Source organism: Nocardia sp. JCM 34519.1 (genome assembly GCF_020361265.1).
Lineage (GTDB): Bacteria > Actinomycetota > Actinomycetes > Mycobacteriales > Mycobacteriaceae > Nocardia > Nocardia arthritidis_A.
The window spans coordinates 377,579-394,598 of sequence record NZ_JAIRBR010000003.1; the positions used below are offsets into that span (position 1 = coordinate 377,579).

16 protein-coding genes are annotated in these 17,020 nt (G+C 65.5%); 10 read left to right on the forward strand and 6 right to left on the reverse strand.

Features of this window, described 5'->3' with window-relative positions; translation table 11 throughout:
- The 5 genes from LGY53_RS11200 to sph all read left to right on the forward strand — a co-directional run bounded on the left by LGY53_RS11200 (position 1) and on the right by sph (position 5,673).
- Entirely contained in the window at positions 1-924 is a 924-nt protein-coding gene (locus LGY53_RS11200; RefSeq protein WP_225726589.1) for a family 3 encapsulin nanocompartment shell protein, read from the forward strand.
- Positions 924-1,802 (forward strand): sulfotransferase, encoded by an 879-nt coding sequence (locus tag LGY53_RS11205; RefSeq protein WP_225726590.1) that lies wholly within the window; start codon positions 924-926, stop codon positions 1,800-1,802. Before LGY53_RS11200 ends, LGY53_RS11205 begins: the two co-directional genes overlap by 1 nt.
- Positions 1,799-2,713 (forward strand): sulfate adenylyltransferase subunit CysD, encoded by a 915-nt coding sequence (cysD, locus tag LGY53_RS11210; protein ID WP_225726591.1) that lies wholly within the window; start codon positions 1,799-1,801, stop codon positions 2,711-2,713. Before LGY53_RS11205 ends, cysD begins: the two co-directional genes overlap by 4 nt.
- Positions 2,713-4,563: an adenylyl-sulfate kinase gene (gene cysC / locus LGY53_RS11215; protein WP_374111163.1), complete on the forward strand. Its 1,851-nt coding sequence runs from the start codon at positions 2,713-2,715 to the stop codon at positions 4,561-4,563. The genes cysD and cysC overlap by 1 nt, the downstream gene beginning before the upstream one ends.
- 129 nt (positions 4,564-4,692) lie before the next feature.
- Positions 4,693-5,673, forward strand: a complete 981-nt coding sequence (gene sph, locus LGY53_RS11220; protein WP_225726593.1) for a sphingomyelin phosphodiesterase — start codon at positions 4,693-4,695, stop codon at positions 5,671-5,673.
- 53 nt (positions 5,674-5,726) lie between these two features.
- Here the strand turns inward: sph and LGY53_RS11225 are convergent, their stop codons facing one another.
- Positions 5,727-5,870, reverse strand: a complete 144-nt coding sequence (locus tag LGY53_RS11225) for a hypothetical protein (protein ID WP_225726594.1) — start codon at positions 5,868-5,870, stop codon at positions 5,727-5,729.
- 345 nt (positions 5,871-6,215) lie between these two features.
- Here LGY53_RS11225 and LGY53_RS11230 point away from each other — a divergent pair, with 345 nt between their 5' ends.
- On the forward strand, positions 6,216-7,352 hold the full coding sequence (locus LGY53_RS11230) for a lipase family protein (protein ID WP_225726595.1): 1,137 nt from the start codon (positions 6,216-6,218) through the stop codon (positions 7,350-7,352).
- Positions 7,353-7,364: 12 nt separating this feature from the next.
- Here LGY53_RS11230 and LGY53_RS11235 read toward each other — a convergent pair whose 3' ends face one another.
- Positions 7,365-8,099: a GntR family transcriptional regulator gene (locus LGY53_RS11235; RefSeq protein WP_225726596.1), complete on the reverse strand. Its 735-nt coding sequence runs from the start codon at positions 8,097-8,099 to the stop codon at positions 7,365-7,367.
- The gene (locus tag LGY53_RS11240; RefSeq protein WP_225726597.1) at positions 8,068-8,631 is read right to left on the reverse strand and encodes a cysteine hydrolase family protein; all 564 of its coding nucleotides are present in this window, start codon (positions 8,629-8,631) and stop codon (positions 8,068-8,070) included. The genes LGY53_RS11235 and LGY53_RS11240 overlap by 32 nt, the downstream gene beginning before the upstream one ends.
- Before the next feature lie 316 nt (positions 8,632-8,947).
- Between LGY53_RS11240 and LGY53_RS11245 the strand changes: the two genes are divergently transcribed.
- Positions 8,948-9,103, forward strand: coding sequence for an alpha/beta fold hydrolase (locus LGY53_RS11245; RefSeq protein WP_225726598.1), 156 nt, complete (start codon positions 8,948-8,950; stop codon positions 9,101-9,103).
- A 176-nt stretch (positions 9,104-9,279) separates the two neighbouring features.
- Here LGY53_RS11245 and LGY53_RS11250 read toward each other — a convergent pair whose 3' ends face one another.
- Together LGY53_RS11250 and LGY53_RS11255 are read right to left on the reverse strand one after the other, a co-directional pair.
- Positions 9,280-11,238 carry a hypothetical protein gene (locus LGY53_RS11250; RefSeq protein ID WP_225726599.1) on the reverse strand — a complete coding sequence of 653 codons (1,959 nt, stop codon included), beginning with the start codon at positions 11,236-11,238 and terminating at the stop codon, positions 9,280-9,282.
- Positions 11,239-11,621: 383 nt separating this feature from the next.
- Positions 11,622-13,052 (reverse strand): alpha/beta fold hydrolase, encoded by a 1,431-nt coding sequence (locus LGY53_RS11255; RefSeq protein WP_225726600.1) that lies wholly within the window; start codon positions 13,050-13,052, stop codon positions 11,622-11,624.
- Positions 13,053-13,393: 341 nt separating this feature from the next.
- Between LGY53_RS11255 and LGY53_RS11260 the strand changes: the two genes are divergently transcribed.
- The 3 genes from LGY53_RS11260 to LGY53_RS11270 all read left to right on the forward strand — a co-directional run bounded on the left by LGY53_RS11260 (position 13,394) and on the right by LGY53_RS11270 (position 16,368).
- Complete coding sequence (locus tag LGY53_RS11260; protein WP_225726601.1) at positions 13,394-14,122, forward strand: LppP/LprE family lipoprotein; 729 nt, start codon at positions 13,394-13,396, stop codon at positions 14,120-14,122.
- A 216-nt stretch (positions 14,123-14,338) separates the two neighbouring features.
- Positions 14,339-15,382 carry a fused (3R)-hydroxyacyl-ACP dehydratase subunits HadA/HadB gene (locus LGY53_RS11265; RefSeq protein ID WP_225726602.1) on the forward strand — a complete coding sequence of 348 codons (1,044 nt, stop codon included), beginning with the start codon at positions 14,339-14,341 and terminating at the stop codon, positions 15,380-15,382.
- A gap of 107 nt (positions 15,383-15,489) precedes the next feature.
- Positions 15,490-16,368 (forward strand): cyclopropane mycolic acid synthase family methyltransferase, encoded by an 879-nt coding sequence (locus LGY53_RS11270; protein WP_225726603.1) that lies wholly within the window; start codon positions 15,490-15,492, stop codon positions 16,366-16,368.
- A gap of 16 nt (positions 16,369-16,384) precedes the next feature.
- On the opposite strand, the gene LGY53_RS11275 is transcribed toward LGY53_RS11270, so the two are convergent.
- Positions 16,385-17,008 (reverse strand): LysE family translocator, encoded by a 624-nt coding sequence (locus LGY53_RS11275; RefSeq protein WP_225726604.1) that lies wholly within the window; start codon positions 17,006-17,008, stop codon positions 16,385-16,387.
- Positions 17,009-17,020 lie beyond the last annotated feature (12 nt).

Below are 17,020 nucleotides of genomic sequence, written 5' to 3' on the forward strand. Positions count from 1 at the left end.
ATGCCCGTTTACACCTCGAACGAGCCGTATCCGATCGGCAGCGACAGCCGTATCGTCGGCGACGATACGCGCGGCTCGGACATATCGCCCGCCAAGGATTTCGCCACGCATGCGACCGCGGGCGCCGCCGGTAATTCCGGATATCGAAGATCATATTCGACCTATCTGCCCGACTATTTCCCATTGCTCGGCACCCGCCGCCGGTTCATGGTGCGGCACCTGATCAAGATGGTCCGGGTCGATTCCGGCCACGACGGCTACTACCTGCGGGAACCGCTGTCCCGCGAGGAGCGCGAGCCGATCGGGATCGGTCGTTCCGGAACCTCGTATCAGAGCACGCCCGAGGCGGCGTTCGGCGCGGTCGCCGAGCGCACCGGATTCTCCCGCGTCGCGGTATCGCTTCCGGTTCCGGCCGATATAACCCGTCATGTCGCGGAATTGGAGCAATTCATCTCCTATCGCATGTTCGTCCGTATGTGGACGCGGGAGAACGAATTGCTGCTCTACGGTGACACCGACGCGGGACTGCCGGGGCTGCTCACCACCGAGGGGCTGCGCGAGGCCCGCACCGCCGATCTCGTCAGCGGATTGTTCGCCACCGCCGCGGTGGTGGAGGAGACCGGCGGATCCTGCGACGGAATCGTGTTGCATACCGAAACCTATTGGCAGGCAAGTGAATCCAATTATCTCGACCGGCTGAGGGACGCCGGGGTCACCGTGTCGCGCACCAGGATGATTCCCCGCGATCAGGCGCTGCTCGGCGATTTCCGTGCCGGGGCGACCATTTACGATCCGGGGGATTCGGCGATAGCCCTTTCCGCGGCCGATCCGGCGGGGCGGACCCGGGACCTGACCGTGGTGAGTCGAGTCGGCCTGGCCGTCCACGTGCCGCAGCATTTCGTGCTGCTGAAGCAAGAGGGCTGATGATGGCCGCGGTTCTCTATATCACCGGAATGATGCGCTGCGGCAGCACTTTCCTTGGCAATATTCTGCACGAGTTGCCCGGGGTGACCCACCTCGGGGAACGATATTTCCTCTACAAGAACGCGCTCGCCGGCGACGGCACCAACAACCTGTGCGGCTGCGGTGCGCCGCTGACCGAATGCGATATCTGGAAATCACTGCTGGCGCGCCGGGGTGCCGACGCGGAGGCCATCTGGCGATACCAGCGATCCCACCATCGGACGCGGCATACGCCGCAACGGTTGCTGCGGCCGCGGCCAGGGAATATCGCCACCGATGCGGCCGTCGAGGTATACGAGCACGCCGGTGCCGGTCGACGGCTGCTGATCGACAGTTCGAAGGCGCCCGGCGAAGTACCCGACCTGGCCCGCCGCGACGACATCGACCTGTATCTGCTGCACCTGGTGCGTGATCCGCGTGCCGCGGTGGCGTCCTATTCGAATCCGAAATCCTATTTGGAGCCGATGCCGTGGTGGCGCACCGTGGGCTATTGGACGGCGTTCAACTCGGCGTCCGAATTGCTGCGTGCGGCCGTTCCGCGCGATCGGTTCCTGCAGTTCAAATACGAATGGTTCACGGCACAACCGAGGGAGGCGCTGCGGACCGTGCTCGACTTCGTCGGCGTCGACGCCGACGTCACGGGCCTGGTTTCGGAATCCGGGATGGTCCGGATGGGCGGGAATCACACGGTGACCGGTAATCCGGACCGCCTGCGCACCGGCGAGGTGCCGATCCGCGACGGCGAACGCTGGCGAACCATGGACCGCGGCACCCGGCTGGCCACGGAGCTGTCCGCGCAACCGGTCATGACACGATACGGATATTGGGCAAAAATATGATTTCGGACGCAACCGTATACGACGTTTCGCACCTTTCGGCACTCGAATCGGAATCGGTGCATATCCTCCGCGAGGTCGCCGCCACCTTCGAGCGGCCCGCGCTGATGTTCTCCGGCGGTAAGGATTCCGCTGTCGTGCTGCATCTGGCGCGGAAGGCGTTCTGGCCGGCGTCGCCGCCTTTCCCGCTGCTGCACGTGGATACCGGACACAATTTCGACGAGGTGCTCGAATTCCGGGACCGGGCGTGTGCCGACGTGCGCTTGGTCGTCGCGCGAGTGCAGGACGACATCGATGTGGGCCGCGTCGTCGAGGACACCGGAATCGGCGCGTCGCGCAACAGATTACAGAGCACCACACTGCTGCGCGCCATTCAGGAGAACCGCTTCGACGCGGTATTCGGTGGCGCCCGCCGCGACGAGGAGAAGGCGCGCGCGAAGGAGCGCGTATTCAGCCTGCGCGACGAATTCGGCGCCTGGAATCCGCGAAACCAGCGGCCCGAGGTGTGGAGTCTGTACAACGGGAGGCATACGAGGGGTGAGCATGTCCGGGTCTTCCCGCTGAGCAATTGGACCGAGCTGGACATCTGGCAGTACATCGAATCCGAGGGCATCGAACTGCCGAGTATCTATTTCGCCCATCGGCGCGAGGTGGTCGAGCGGGACGGCATGCTGCTGGCCCGCACCCGCTTCCTGCCGATGCGGCCGGGGGAACGCGGATACCCGGAGACGGTGCGTTTCCGGACCGTCGGCGACGCCACCTGCACGGGTTGCGTGCCGAGCGAGGCGGCGTCGGTGGCCGAGGTCATCGCGGAGGTCGCCGCGACCCGATTGACCGAGCGCGGGGCGACCCGTGCCGACGATCGAATCTCCGAATCGGGGATGGAGGACCGGAAAAAGGAAGGTTATTTCTGATGCTTGGCCCCGTGAAACCACGTAAGGAGCTGTTGCGGCTGGCCACTGCGGGCAGTGTCGACGACGGAAAATCGACGCTGATCGGTCGATTGCTGTACGACTCCAAATCGATCTTCGAGGATCAGCTCGAATCGGTCGAACGGGCGAGCCGTGAACTCGGCGCGGCCGAGCCGAATCTGGCGTTGCTCACCGACGGGTTGCGGGCCGAGCGCGAACAGGGCATCACGATCGATGTCGCGTACCGGTATTTCGCGACGCCGCGCCGCAAATTCATCATCGCCGACACCCCCGGGCACGTGCAGTACACCAGGAATATGGTGACCGGCGCCTCGCGGGCGGATCTCGCGCTGATTCTGCTCGATGCCCGCAAGGGCGTGCTCGAACAAACCCGCAGGCATGCGTTCCTGGCCACGCTGCTCGGCGTTCCGCACCTGGTGCTGTGCGTCAACAAAATGGATCTGGTGGACTGGTCGCGGGAACGCTTCGCCGAAATCCGGGACGAATTCGGTTCTTTCGCGAGCAAACTCGACGTGCACGATCTGACCTTCGTGCCGGTTTCGGCGCTCTCCGGTGACAATATCGTCGAGCGGTCCGAGAATATGCCCTGGTATCGGGGCGCCTCGCTGCTGCGCCACTTGGAGGACGTGCACATAGCCTCGGACCGGAACCTGGTCGACGCGCGGCTGCCGGTGCAGTACGTGATCCGGCCGCGGCACGGCGAGGGAACCGATCACCGCGGCTATGCGGGAACCGTCGCGGGCGGTACCTTCCGGCCCGGTGACGAGGTGGTCGCGTTGCCGGGCGGGCGCACCACCCGGATCGAGCAGATCTGGGGGCCCGGCGGCGCGAAGGCGACCGAGGCGTTCGCGCCGATGGCGGTGTCGGTATCGCTGGCCGACGATATCGATCTGGCCCGCGGCGACATGCTGGCCCGTCCGAACAACCGCCCCGTCGTCGGACGCGAATTCGACGCCACCGTCTGCTGGTTCGACGATGCGACGGAGCTGCGCCGCGACAGCGCATACGTCATCCTGCACGGCAGCCGCGAAGCACGGGTGGCGGTGACCGGGGTGAACTACCGCATCAATGTCGAGACGCTGCACCGGGACGAGGATGCGGAATCGTTGCGGCTCAACGATATCGGCAGATTGACGCTGCGCGCCCAGAGCCCGCTGGCCTTCGACCCGTACCGCCGCAACCGGGATACCGGCAGCTTCATCCTGATCGATCCCGCGACGAACCGGACGGTGGCCGCGGGCACCATCAACGGCGCGGTCACCGAATCGAAAAACGTTGTCTGGCATGAGCATGCCGACACCGAGCGAGTACACGAGGGTGCGACGATCTGGCTGACGGGGCTGTCCGGATCCGGAAAGTCGTGTCTCGGTGTGGAATTGGAGCGGCTGCTCACCGAGCGCGGCCGCCCCGCCTACCTGCTGGACGGTGACAATCTGCGGCACGGGTTGAATTCCGATCTCGGGTTCTCCGAGCAAGACCGGCGGGAGAACATCCGCAGGGTCGCCGAGGTCGCCGCGCTGCTCGCCGATTCGGGCAGCGTCGCGATCGCCACGCTGATCAGCCCATTCGCCGAAGAACGCAAGCGGGCCAGGGAAATTCACCGAGCTCGCGGGCTGAAGTTCTACGAGGTGTTCGTCGACACGCCCCTCGAGGAGTGCGAACTGCGCGACCCCAAGGGACTGTACCGCCGGGCCAGGTCGGGTGAGATCCCGGATTTCACCGGCATCGGTTCGCCGTACGAGCGGCCCACTGCACCGGATGTCACGGTATCGCCCTCGGACGGTATGCCGCCCGAGGTCGCCGAATCCATTCGTCGCGATCTGGGACTCTAGGATCGGCATTCGCCACCGTATCGGCATCGATACGTCACTCGGTGGTCGTATCGGTGTAAACACGGCGCACTTTCATCGACGGGCCCGTCCGCGATCCGGACCGGGCTCGTCGAATCGAAGGAGAAGTAGATGCCGCTCGCCGGATACAAATCCGCGAGAGTTCTGGCCGCCTGCGCCGCCGCCACGCTGGCTGGATTGCTGCCGCAGGTGCCCGCACAGGCCGTTCCGGCGACCCCGGGGCTGAAGGTGTTGACCTACAACGTCTTTCTGATGAGCAAATCTCTGTACCCGAATTGGGGACAGGACCATCGGGCGAAGGCGATCGTGGCCGCCGATTTCTTCCGCGGCAACGACGTCGTGGTCTTACAGGAGGCATTCGACAACGGCGTCTCCGCCGCGATGAAAGCCGATGCGGCACAGCACTATCCACATCAGACGCCGGTGGTCGGCCGCAGTCGGGACGGCTGGGATGCGACGGGCGGCAAGTACTCCGATTTCACCGCCGAGGACGGCGGAGTGACGGTATTGAGCAAGTGGCCGATCATCCGGAAGGAACAGGTGCTGTTCCAGAACGGCTGCGGTGCGGACTGGACGGCGAACAAGGGTTTCGCCTATGTGGTGCTGGACGTGAACGGGACCAAAGCGCATGTGGTCGCGACGCATACCCAGTCGACGGACAGCATGTGCCGTGCGGGGGAGGCCGTCTCGGATCGTGCGAAACAGTTCCGGCAGATCGGAGAGTTCTTGGATGCCAAGAAGATTCCGGTCACCGAGCAGGTTCTGGTAGCGGGCGACCTGAACGTCGACTCGCACGGCGACGAGTACGCGACGATGCTGGAGAATGCCGGATTGGCGCCCGCCGACGCGCGCACCGGCCATCCGTACTCCTTCGATACGAGGGAGAATTCGATTGCCGCGTACCGTTATCCGAGCGACGGCCGCGAGGATCTGGACTATGTACTGCACCGAAAGGGGCACGCCCGGCCGGCGAGGTGGCGCAACACCGTGATCAAGGAGCAGACCGCGCCATGGACCGTCACCAGTTGGGGTAAGGATTACACGTACACGAACCTGTCGGATCATTATCCCGTTGTCGCGGAACCCAACTGACGGTCGGCGCTGATCGTGCGCGCACCCCGGAGCTTCGGCCGGGTGCGCGGCGATCACGGCTGAGCCCTGCGCCAGGGTTGCAGGGATCGGTAGAAGCGCTCGTAGGCGTCGGTGATCGGATCGGTCCAGGCGATCAGGCGTTGCCAGAGCGCGGTGAGCCGGGACGGGAAACGGTATCGATCGATTTCCGGGTTCATGTGATTCCTCTTGTTCGGCGGTGGGTTTCGCCGGGGGACCGACGTGGTGCCGCGAATATCGTCGGCGGGCTCTTTCAGGGTGATACCCGGCGTGCGACCGATAACACTGCCAAGATCGGGGGCGCTGATCATCGCGTAGCCGCTGACCGGTCCCGAGCCCCAAAGCATTTCGGGGCTTGTCGAATTCGGATCCTCGTGCCCATTTGATAAGTTCCCTTATCAGGCGAGTATTCCGGTGTCGCAACGCATTCTAGTCGAATTGTAGTTGTCATCACATACCGATGTGATGACACCGGACAGCCGGTTAGATTTCGATCGGGCCGGGTTTCGTTGAGTTGAGGTTTGATGAGGCGTAAGAGAGTGCGGGTCGTACATTTCGCCGGGTCGGCGGCGTTGCTCGCCGCGATGGTCATGGGGACCGTCGCGGTCCCGGTGGCGACCGCGCAGCCCGATGGGGTAGGTGCGTTCGCCGGGGTCGTATCCGACGGTTGGGGCGGCGTCGCCGGCGCCCGCTCCATTCGGTACACCACCGAAAGTCCCACCGGCGCAACGACCATCGCCACCGGAATCGTGGCGGTGCCGAGTGGGCAGCCTCCCGCGGGCGGTTGGCCGATCGTGTCGTGGGAGCACGGCAGCCGCGGCCTCGCCAATCAGTGTGGGCTCACCAGCCTTCCCGGTCCGGACGCCGATATCGTGCGGCGATTCGTCGACACCGGCTACGCGGTGGTGGCTCCCGACTTCCTCGGTTTGGGTCCGGGCACCCAAGCGCCGCATCCGTATCAGCATTCCCGCACCGAGGCGACCGCGACGGTGGATCTCGTGCGCGCCGCCCGCAACGCCGATCCGCGGCTGTCGAAAGCTTGGGCGGTCACCGGTGTTTCGCAGGGTGGTCACGCCGCGCTCAACACCGGGAATATCGCCTCGAGTTACGCGCCGGAGCTGGATTTCCGCGGCACTGTCGCGATGGCGCCCGGCTCGAATATCGAGACCATTCTGCCGCTGATCGGCCCGCAGATGCCCGCGCTGCCCGGCACCGGCGAGGCGGTCGGTGTGCTCGCCGCCGTGCTGGCCGGAATGCGCTCCGGCGCACCGGATTTCGATCTCGGCCCGTACCTGACCCCGGCGGGCTCCGACCTGCTCGACCGGCTGAGCACCTCGTGTGTGCTCGACTTCGGTAAGCAGGTGGGTTCGGCATCCTTCGGATCCCTACTGGCACAACCGCTCTCGTCCGGACCGTTCCCGGATCGGCTGCGGCGCTACACCGCCGTACCCACTACGGGGTACCGGCAGCCGATCCTGCTGGCGCACGGCATCGCCGACGTCTCGGTCCCGCTGCCCGCGACCCTCGCGCTGGCGGCCGGATTCCGGGCCGGCGGTGTCGATTTCGAGCTGCGGACCTACGATGCCGACCATCAAACCATCGTCGATGTCGCCTGGCCGGATACTCGGGCCTTCCTCGGCCGTATCCTGCCGCCGCGCTGAACCTTTCGAGCGCTACGGCACCGGGATCGCGGTTGTGGTCACGGCCGGGCTTATCAGCAGGGTTCGCAGGATTTCGTCACGGGCGGAAACGGTGCGCACGCGCATGGCGGCCCTGGCTTCGATCGGATTGCCTTGGCGGACAGCCTCGGTCACGGCGATCCGCTGTCGTGTTCGTTCGGGCGGCAGGGTCGGCGTCAGCCGGGCGACCAGCCGCGCGACCCGTTCGATCTCGTCGAGCACGGTGACCACAGCCATCGCCAGCCGGTCGTTTCCGGAACCGTTCGCGATGATCGCCTCGTACTCGTAGTTGGCGCGCAGCCGGTCCTCGAAACCGGTTTCGCCCGTGTACTTTTCATCGTCATCGATGGACAGCTCGTCGAGTCGGCGGGTCGATTCGGCGTCGAGCCGGCGTGTCGCGCACAGTCCGGCGGCTTCGGTCTGGAGCAGGGTGCGCATATCGCACAGGTTCGCGACATCCGCGAGGGTGATGGCGGAAACGACGTATCCGGAGCGGGGCAGCGGTGCGACGAGGCCGTCGCGGTGCAGTCTGGCGAGCGCCTCGCGGACAGGTGTTTTACTCAGCCCGAGTGTCCGGGCGATTTCCTGCTCGGTGAATCGCGCGCCCGGCGGCCGGTCCAGTTCGATGATCGCGCGTTTCACCGTGCGGTACGCCCGTTCCATCATGGTGACCGGCTCCGGGTGCCGGAGCAGCAGATCAGGCTGGTGTCGCACCGGAACCCCAGGCATCGGCGGTGACGATATCCACGCCGCGGGCGGGAAATACCTTGTCGACGAAGAATTCGTGCACCTGCGGGTCGGGATCCGCGCAGGCATCGCGCACCACCGTGACGCGATAGTCGCGGTCGAGCGCGTCGTAGACGGTGGCGGCGACCATCGCGCTGGTGGCCACCCCGGCCACCACCACCGACGTCACCGCCTGCGCGCGCAGGATCAGGTCCAGATCTGTTCCGGCGAACGCGCTCGCTCGATGTTTGACGACCACCGCGTCGTCCTCGGTGGCGCCGAGGCCGGGATCGAGTTCGGTGCCGGGCGAACCCTGGCGGTATTCGGGCAGGGCATGCAGCGCGGCGATCAGCGAGTTGGCGGGTGCGACATCGAAGCCGTTGTCGCGCAGTTCAATTCGGACGAAGATGATGATCGTGCCGGTTTCGCGCGCCCGGGATACCAGCGCGGCGACCGTCGGAACCAGATCGCGCGCGAACGCATGGGCGCCGGTGATACCCGCTTGGAGATCGCCGACGATGAGCGCGGTCGTCATCTCGTACCTCACTTCTTCGAACCTGTTTCCGCCAACGCTGAGATACTAACAAGCCGATCTGATATCTTAGAATTGCCGAGTTCGCCTAACGCTCGTCGCCGACCACGTCCGCGAATATCTGGCCCTGTTCTACCCCCAGGTCTCCTTCGGCGGCACCTCCATCCGCTCCCCGTTCACCGCCCCCGAAATCGACGAGTACGCAAGGACTTACCGCCGCCCCGAGATCCTCTCCGGCGGCTTCGACCTCTATCGCACCCTCGACAAAGACGTCCGAGACACGTCGGCGGCAACACCGACCCAGGTCCCGACCCTGCTCATGACCGCCCAGGGCCAACTCGACCCGATCCGCGCCACCGTGGCCCCGCGCATCACCAATATCGTGCGCGCGGTGGACGTCCCACACGCAGGCCACTGGCTCACCGAGGAAAACCCCCAGTTCGTCACCGCAGAGCTGTTGCGCTTTCTCGAGTGACTGCGGTCGTGTCTCCGGCCTGGCCGGACAATCTCGGACTCCGCGAAGGCTTTTCGCCCGGATTCGCCCCGAAATTGTCCGCTCAGGCCGACTCGATGCACCGCCCGCAGCAAGCAGTGTCACTCATCCTCGCCCTGTTCCGACATGGCCCGTGCCCCGAAGGATGACCGAATTGGTCACCGGCCCGTGTTCTGGATGATCCAGTCGACCATGGCCTGGCTGCCGATTTCGGGTTTGCCGTCGTTTTGTTTTTCGGCGGCGGCCACTACGTCGAAGTGGTGGCGGCCGGGGGCGTAGACGGTGTTTTGCGGGATCAGGGGGCCGGGGACGGGGAACAGGGCGGTGAGTGGGTTGAGGGCGTGTATGCCGTCGTTGATCTCACCGATCGAGCCGAGGGTGGTCAGCATCGGCCGGTGGTAGACGTCGTCGCGGTGCGGTGCGTCGGCGTATTCCCACCATTTCATGTTGGCCATGAACAGGTTTCCGGGGCCGTCGACGTACGGCAGGTAGATCTCGATGTAGTTGCTCGGCCCCTCGAACCAGGTGCGGGCGAAATCGTGGAGGTCCACCACCTGAGCGGATTTCGCGACGTATGGCGCGCCGTCGGCCACCGGCGCCGGATCCTCGTCGTAATTGCGCCAGGTGCAAAGGATATTCGGATCGACGGGTGCGACTCGCCGTGCGCCGGGCGCGATTTCGTGCGAGATCAGGTCGCCGATATCGGGGAACTGCGCGAACAGCGGGATCTTTCGCAACTCATCGAGGAACGGCAGATGCAGGTCGGCGAGTTGGTTGGGCACCGGGAAGTCTTTGTCGGCGACCGGGCAGTCGCCATAGGAGCCCATGCTGTTGCTGAGGATCGAAACCGGCGAGCCCTGGCTGCCGAGCACCGCGCCGAACAGCGCCGCGTTGGTGTAGCGGAAGCTCCAGACGTCCGGTGTGTCGGTGATGGCCTGCTGGTAGGTGCGGGACAGGAAGAGCCGTAGCGTGGCCTCGGTATTGAGGGTGTGCGGCAGGATCCGCAGCAGGTCGGTTTCTTGGTTCGGCTCGAAATACGCTGCCATGGCGATGATTTCGATGAGGTAATAGGTTTCGGGCGTCAGTACGAGGCTCGTGTCGAGATAGGGATACAGCGAGGAAAAGCCGCCGACGACGCCGGGAATGCCGCGGTTGTAGGTGTAGAGGAGCCCGGCGGCCATATCGACCAGACTGCCCAGGACGGGCATGTTGCCTGCTCCGGCTGGGTCGGGGGTGACCAGGGTATCGTCGGCGAAGAATCCCGCGCATTGCGCGTAGCCTGGTCCGTCGTGCGGCACACTGGCCTGGTCGAGGTCGAAATCCCATGCGCTGTACAGGCCCGCGATCAAGCCACCGTAGGAATGCCCGCCGCAGAACACCTTTCGGCCGCGCGCCGCCGCGTCCGGAATCGCCTCTGCCATGATCTGGTGCCAGTCGCGATTGTCCTGCTCTTGGCGCATATCACGCAGCCAGGACGCACTGCCGTGCGGCGAACCCGGAACATTCCACCAATCGAGGGTGCCCCCGTATCGGCGGCCGTCGACGGTAGCTCCGTGGAAGTAGTAGTCCACCGCGACGTGGTAATCGTGCGCCGCCGTCGCCGCATCGATTCCGGTGCGGTCGACCAGGCAGGTCGGGCGGCGCTCGACGGCCCAGAATTCGACGTGCTTGCCTTGTGCCGCAGCCTTTTTCACGACCTGACGGGCCTTGATGTCATAGCTGCTCGCACCGCCCTGGAATCCGGCCTGCGCGCTCACGACGGCATCGGCGTCGGTCGAATCCCGCGGGCCGTTCTTGTCCCGGTAACGCATATAGTGGATCCAGTCGCACTCGGGCGGATGCGCGTCGAATCCGGTGGTGAGTGGCGAATACAAACTCACCCAAGAGATTTCGACCGCCGGATCCGGATTCAGCGAATTCACCACCTGCTCGGTGCGAGTGTTGTACGCGGGGTCGCCGTGTGCGAGCGGTGCGGTTGCCAGCGTGGCGAAGGTCGCGGTGATCAGCACGCCGCCGATGCTGCCGGTCGTGCGTGCCGCGCGCCGCAACCGCCGGGACACCGCGGTCGGCGGCCGGGTCGAGCGGGCGACAATGCGACGCTGTACCTGGTTTGACATGATCCGGCCCCTTTGCCGACGACCGCGACGAACAGCGCTTCGATCCACTCTCGGCCCTGACCGCCCGATAATTGAAAATTTGGATTACCGAAAAATAGGCTCGTGCTCACAGTCTGTCAACGGTTTGCCTCGTAATAGCCGTTCAGCAGGTTCTCGGCGAGTCGCGGCACGGCATCATTCCGGCCTGGCGGCGAGTAGCGGTTCCGGTACCGGCTCGACAGCCTGCCGTATCGGCGTTCGCGTCGGATCGCGCTGATTGCCCGTACCTCATCGATGAGGTGAACCGCCCCCAGCATTTCGACCTCGACCCGGCCGAACCCGGCTTCGTCAACGTGCCGACCGGGCTGGTAGGGCGACCCAGTAGCCCAGGCCCGCGAATGCCCTTACGCCGGTGCGTAATTCGGGTCAGGCTGACAGGTGATATCGGTGTCCGGCAACACCCCGTCGGCGAAGTAACGGTTGACCGCGGCGATGAGGCAGGGGCTCAGTGCGGGGCGGAAGGTACCGTGAATCCGGGTGTCGGACAGCGTGATCAGGCGGGAGGCGGTCAGATCGCGGTGCAGCGCAAGGCCTTCGGCGTAGGCGGTGCGGGTGTCGCGCTCGGCCTGCAGCATGAGGACGGGGACCGCGTTGTGGACCTCGGTGGGCGGTTCGACGGGGTCGGGCCAGTATGCGCAGGCGGTGATGTTGTTGGCGAACGCGCCGAAAACCGGTTCGGTGGCCCTGGTGCGTTCGATATTCGCGTAGTACCAGGCGGGATCGCGTGGCGCGGCCCGGTCGCCGCACAGCACCGCGGCCATACCCGCGGTCTCCAGCGGGACGGCGGCGGTGATCTTGGCCTTCAACCGGTCCATATCGATGGGCAGGCCGGAGACGCCGTCGGAGATCAACCGCACCACGGCGGCGAGGTCGGGATTCGCCCTCGGGTTCGTCAGCAGCGCGAGCAGCATCAGCGGGACGGTGTGTTCGTCGATGAGGTACCCGCTGCCGATCACCGGATGTGCCGCGGCCCGGTGGATCATCTCCTCGACGAAGGCGCGTACCGCGGATGCGGTTGTGCCGAAATGATATTCGTCGTCGTGGCGGGCGGCCCAGCCCGCCCAGTCGTCCAGGCCCGCCTCGTTGATCGGACCCATGTCCTGGAACATTCCGATCCAGTACCGATCCGGATCGACGTTGCTGTCGAGCACGATCCGCCCCGCGTGGTCCGGGAAGAGTTGGGTGTACACCGAGCCGAGATAGGTTCCGTACGAGGCGCCGAAGTAGTTGAGTTTCGCGTCGCCGAACGCGCTGCGGACGATATCCATATCGCGGGCGGTATTGCGGGTGGTGATGTATCGCGCCTTCTCCGGATCCGGTGCGACGCAGGCGGCGGCCAGCGCGGCGGCGAGCGCGGTGTCGCGCGCGTAACCGAAGATGTCGAATCCGGCCGAGAACATCATGGTCGGCAGCGGCAGCGCGCAGTTCATCTTGTCGGAGCGGCCGATTCCGCGCGGGTCCATGCCGATCAGATCGTATTGCGCGCGCACATCGGGTGACAGCGTCTGCCCGACGTTGAGCATCATCTTCAGCCCGGGACCGCCGGGGCCGCCCGGATTCGACAGCAGGAAACCGCGTCGCCGCGCCGGATCGGTGGCCGGTATCCGCGACAGCGCGACGGATATGGTGCGGTCCTGCGGGCGGCCGTAGTCGAGCGGCACCGTGACGCTCGCGCAGTCGGCGTGTGCGGCGTCGAGATCCGGGTCGCCACAAGGTTTCCAGTCCAGGGTCTGGTGGTAGAACCGGGCCGGGCTCGCGTCCTCGGGTGCAGCCATGGCGGGGCATGCGCTCGCGAGGCCCACGAGCACCGCGACTCCCACTGTCAGCCGTCGAGCCCACCGTGCAGGCATCGTCTCTCCCGTCCGAACCCGTCCAGTCGCCGCACAGGCTACCGTCTCGCGAATCCGGGCCGCGGCCGGGGTTCGCGGCGATAGCCAAAGAATTTGGGGCACAGAGAGTTTGGTCCCATCCCCCGGTAACATCCGGCAAACCGGACCGATATTTCATATGTCTTCCGACTCCATGGGTCGATAGTCCGGCAGATCCACTGGGGCGGAAGGCAATCCACATTCATCGCAGGTGTAACTCCGACGGGGGAACCATGAGAAGCAAGTCAATGGCGGCAGTCGTACTGGCCGCGGTCACCGCGATCGGCCTCGCCGGATGCGGTTCCGCGACCAGCTCGCAGAGCGCGCCGACGACCAAGCCGGGCAATGTCACCACTCAGCCGAATCCAGCTGTGTCGCAACCTAATACGGTCGAGCCGACGAACGGCCGACCGGCGCCGGATGCGACGGTGGTCGACGACAACGGGCCGACCCCGGGTGCGACGACGGTCCGCGACGATCAGCCCGCGCCGCCGGTGACGACGGTCAAGAACGATAATCCCGCGCCGCCCGTGACCACGGCCAAGAACGATCCGGCCGGACCGTACGGCAGCGGACACGGCCTGTGTTTCGATCTGAACTCCCAGCTCGCGGCCGATGCGACGGCCCGCCTGGCCGTGCCCGCGGTCGGCAGCTGGCAGAACCCCTACGCGAGCGACGACCCGATCTCCGCGGGTTGTGACGGCGTACTGTCCTGGATGACGGTGGAATCGGGCAATATTCACCCGTACGTGCACGTGCTGTTCTTCACCGGCGGCACCTATCTCGGCACCGCGACCCTGAAGCCGCACGGCTACACCCAGGTGATCGGCAAAACCCGGAATACCGTTACGGTGCAATACAAGTGGGCGAAAGACAAGGACGCGCTGTGCTGCCCCACCGGCGGTCCGACCGAGGTGACGTTCACCCTGAAGGGCCGGTCGGTCAGCGCGAAGGGTGAATTCCCGCCGGACAACTGAACGGCGCTCAGGAAGGTATCCCGCGGCGCGGAACGCACATAGCCGTGGAATTGCCGGTAGTCGCGGCCCGCGGCGCGACATATCTTGCCGGACAAGGGATGCCGTACCGCGGGGCCTGGCCGGCTGCTGTCCGGTTGCCGTCGGGTGGTCGACGATTGTTGCCGACATGCCGGTCCGCTGGCCGCCTCCGCATCGATGCGGTGATAGCTTTCCGGCATGTCTGCTGGTGACACCCTGGTTGATACTGGTCGGTATGCGGCTGCGGAGCCGTTGCTGGGACGAGGCGTTCGACTACACGACACCTACATCGTCGGCCGCGAGAAGATCCGCGAATACGCGCGCGCCGTGCAGGACTTCCATCCGGTGCACTGGGATGAGACGGCCGCGCGACATGCCGGCTACGCCGATGTGGTGGCCCCGCTGACCTTCCTGTCCCTGATCGGGATCCAGACCTTCGAAATGCTGCTCGCCGAGGTCCTGGTCGACTACGACCCGAGCGGCATCATCCAGACCGATCAGATCCTGACCTACCACCGGCCGGTCACCGTCGGCGACCGGCTGATGTCGGACAGTCACGTGCATTCGCTGCGCCACGCGGCGGGCGGCGACCTGATCACCACCAAGAACACCGTCTTCGATCATCTCGGACGGCCCGTGCTCACCGGCTTCACCGGTGTGATGGCTCGCTCGCCGCAGGCATCGGCGCCCGCCGACTCCGGTTTCGTGGACGCGCTGAAAACCGTGCTGCGCTACGACATTCGCAACCGTGTCACCCCGCCGCGCGGCCCGGCCGACGACCTGGCCGCCCCGGAGATGTCCGGCTATGCCCAGCGCACCGGTCTGCCCGCGTACGCGGTGTCCGCCGGTATGGAGCTGCCGCCACGCACCATCGAACTCACCCTCGGCGATCTGGTGAATTACGCTGGAGTTTCCGGTGATTCGAATCCGATCCACTGGAGCGTGGAAACCGCGCGGCTCGCCGGGCTGGAAAAGGGCGTCGTCGCGCACGGCATGCTGCTGATGGGCGCGGGCGCCGGATTCGTCACCTCGTGGCTCGGCGATCCCGGCGCCGTCCGCGATTACAGCGTGCGCATGACGAGTCCGGTATATGTGCGACACGACCGGCCCGGCGTCGTCGAATTCGCCGGTAGGGTCAAATCCGTCGATATCGTCGACCGCACCGCGGTCATCGCCATTACCGCCACCCACGACGGTAAGAAGATATTCGGCCGCGCGATCGCGACAGTGCAACTCTCCTGAGCCACTGCGTATTCCTTGTGTCCGCTGCTGAACGACCGTTGGTCCAACTGTGTACCGAGATCGATCGCTGCCCTGATCGTCCGATCCAGCCGATGGGAGATGTTCCGATGAGCCGATACGCGCCCTTCTACGCGGACGTGCAGTCCCACTACGACCTGTCGGACGATTTTTTCGCGCTATTCCTGGATCCGAGCCGGACATACAGCTGCGCGTATTTCGAAAAAGACGACTACACACTGGAACAGGCGCAGCTGGCGAAGGTGGATCTGTCCCTCGGCAAGCTCGGCCTGCGTCCCGGCATGACGCTGCTCGACATCGGCTGCGGCTGGGGTTCGACCATGCTGCGGGCCCTCGACCATTACGGAGTCGACGTCATCGGGTTGACGCTGAGTGAGCATCAGCATGCCTATATCCGGTCGCTGCTGGCGGCGCATCCGAAGCGTGCGCACGCCGAGGTGCGGCTGCAGGGCTGGGAGGAATTCGACGGCAAGGTCGACCGGATCGTGAGTATCGGCGCGTTCGAGCATTTCCGGCACGAGCGGCACGCCGACTTCTTCGATTTCGCCTATCGGGCACTGCCGGAGGATGGTCGAATGCTGTTGCACACCATCGTCATCCACGGCCTGGACTATATGCGCGAACGTGGCCTCAGGTACGAGCGCGACGATATCGCCTTCATGCGTTTCGTTCGCGGTGTCATCTTCCCGGGCGGTCAGCTGCCGTTCGCGACCGGCAGCGAAAAACTGCCCGGCGTCAAGGAATTCGCGGAGCGCGCCGGGTTCACGGTCGAGCACATGCAGCCGCTGCAATCGCACTACGCCAGGACGCTCGATTGCTGGGCGGCTTCCCTGGAAGCGCACCGCGACGAGGCGATCACGCTGTGCGGGCGGGAAACCTATGACACCTATATGCACTATCTGACCGGATGTGCGCACCACTTCCGTGCCGGACATCTGGATGTGGTGCAGTTCACCTGTGTCAAGTAGCGAACCGTGGTTCGGCTCAATTGGATTCGGCGGCCAGTCGCAGGCCGAACGCGATGAGCACGGTCGCGCTCAGCCGGTCCAGCCAGCGCCGAACCCGGTCCCGCAGCAGATAGGTGCGCAGCTTCGCGGCCATGGACAGCAGCGTGCTCATCCAGATCAGCCCGATGCCGACGTGGATCGCGACGAGCGCCGCACCCCACGCGATGGCGCCCGCGGGCAGGAACTGCGGCAGCAGGCTCATATAGAACACGCCGACCTTGGGATTCAGCAGGTTGGTGGTGAGCCCGGCACGCAGCGCGGCCGACGGACGCGCCACGCGCACCTCCGGTGCGTCCTCGGGGGATCGGTTGCGGCGCATGCTCTTCCACAGCGCGGACGCACCGAGCCAGCACAGGTAGCAGGCGCCGGCCACTCGCACCGCGTCGTAGGCGAGCTGCGAGGCCCGCAAGACCGCGGTCAATCCGGCGACGCTCGCGGTGCCCCACACCGCGCAGCCGAGGCTGATGCCGATCAGCGAAAGGAATCCGGCCCGCCAACCACCCATGACGGCGTAGCGCAGCATCAGCATGGTGTCGAGTCCGGGTGTCAACACCGCCAACAGGGCGACTACCACGAAACCGAGCAGCATTCCACTGGACATCGCCGCATTCCA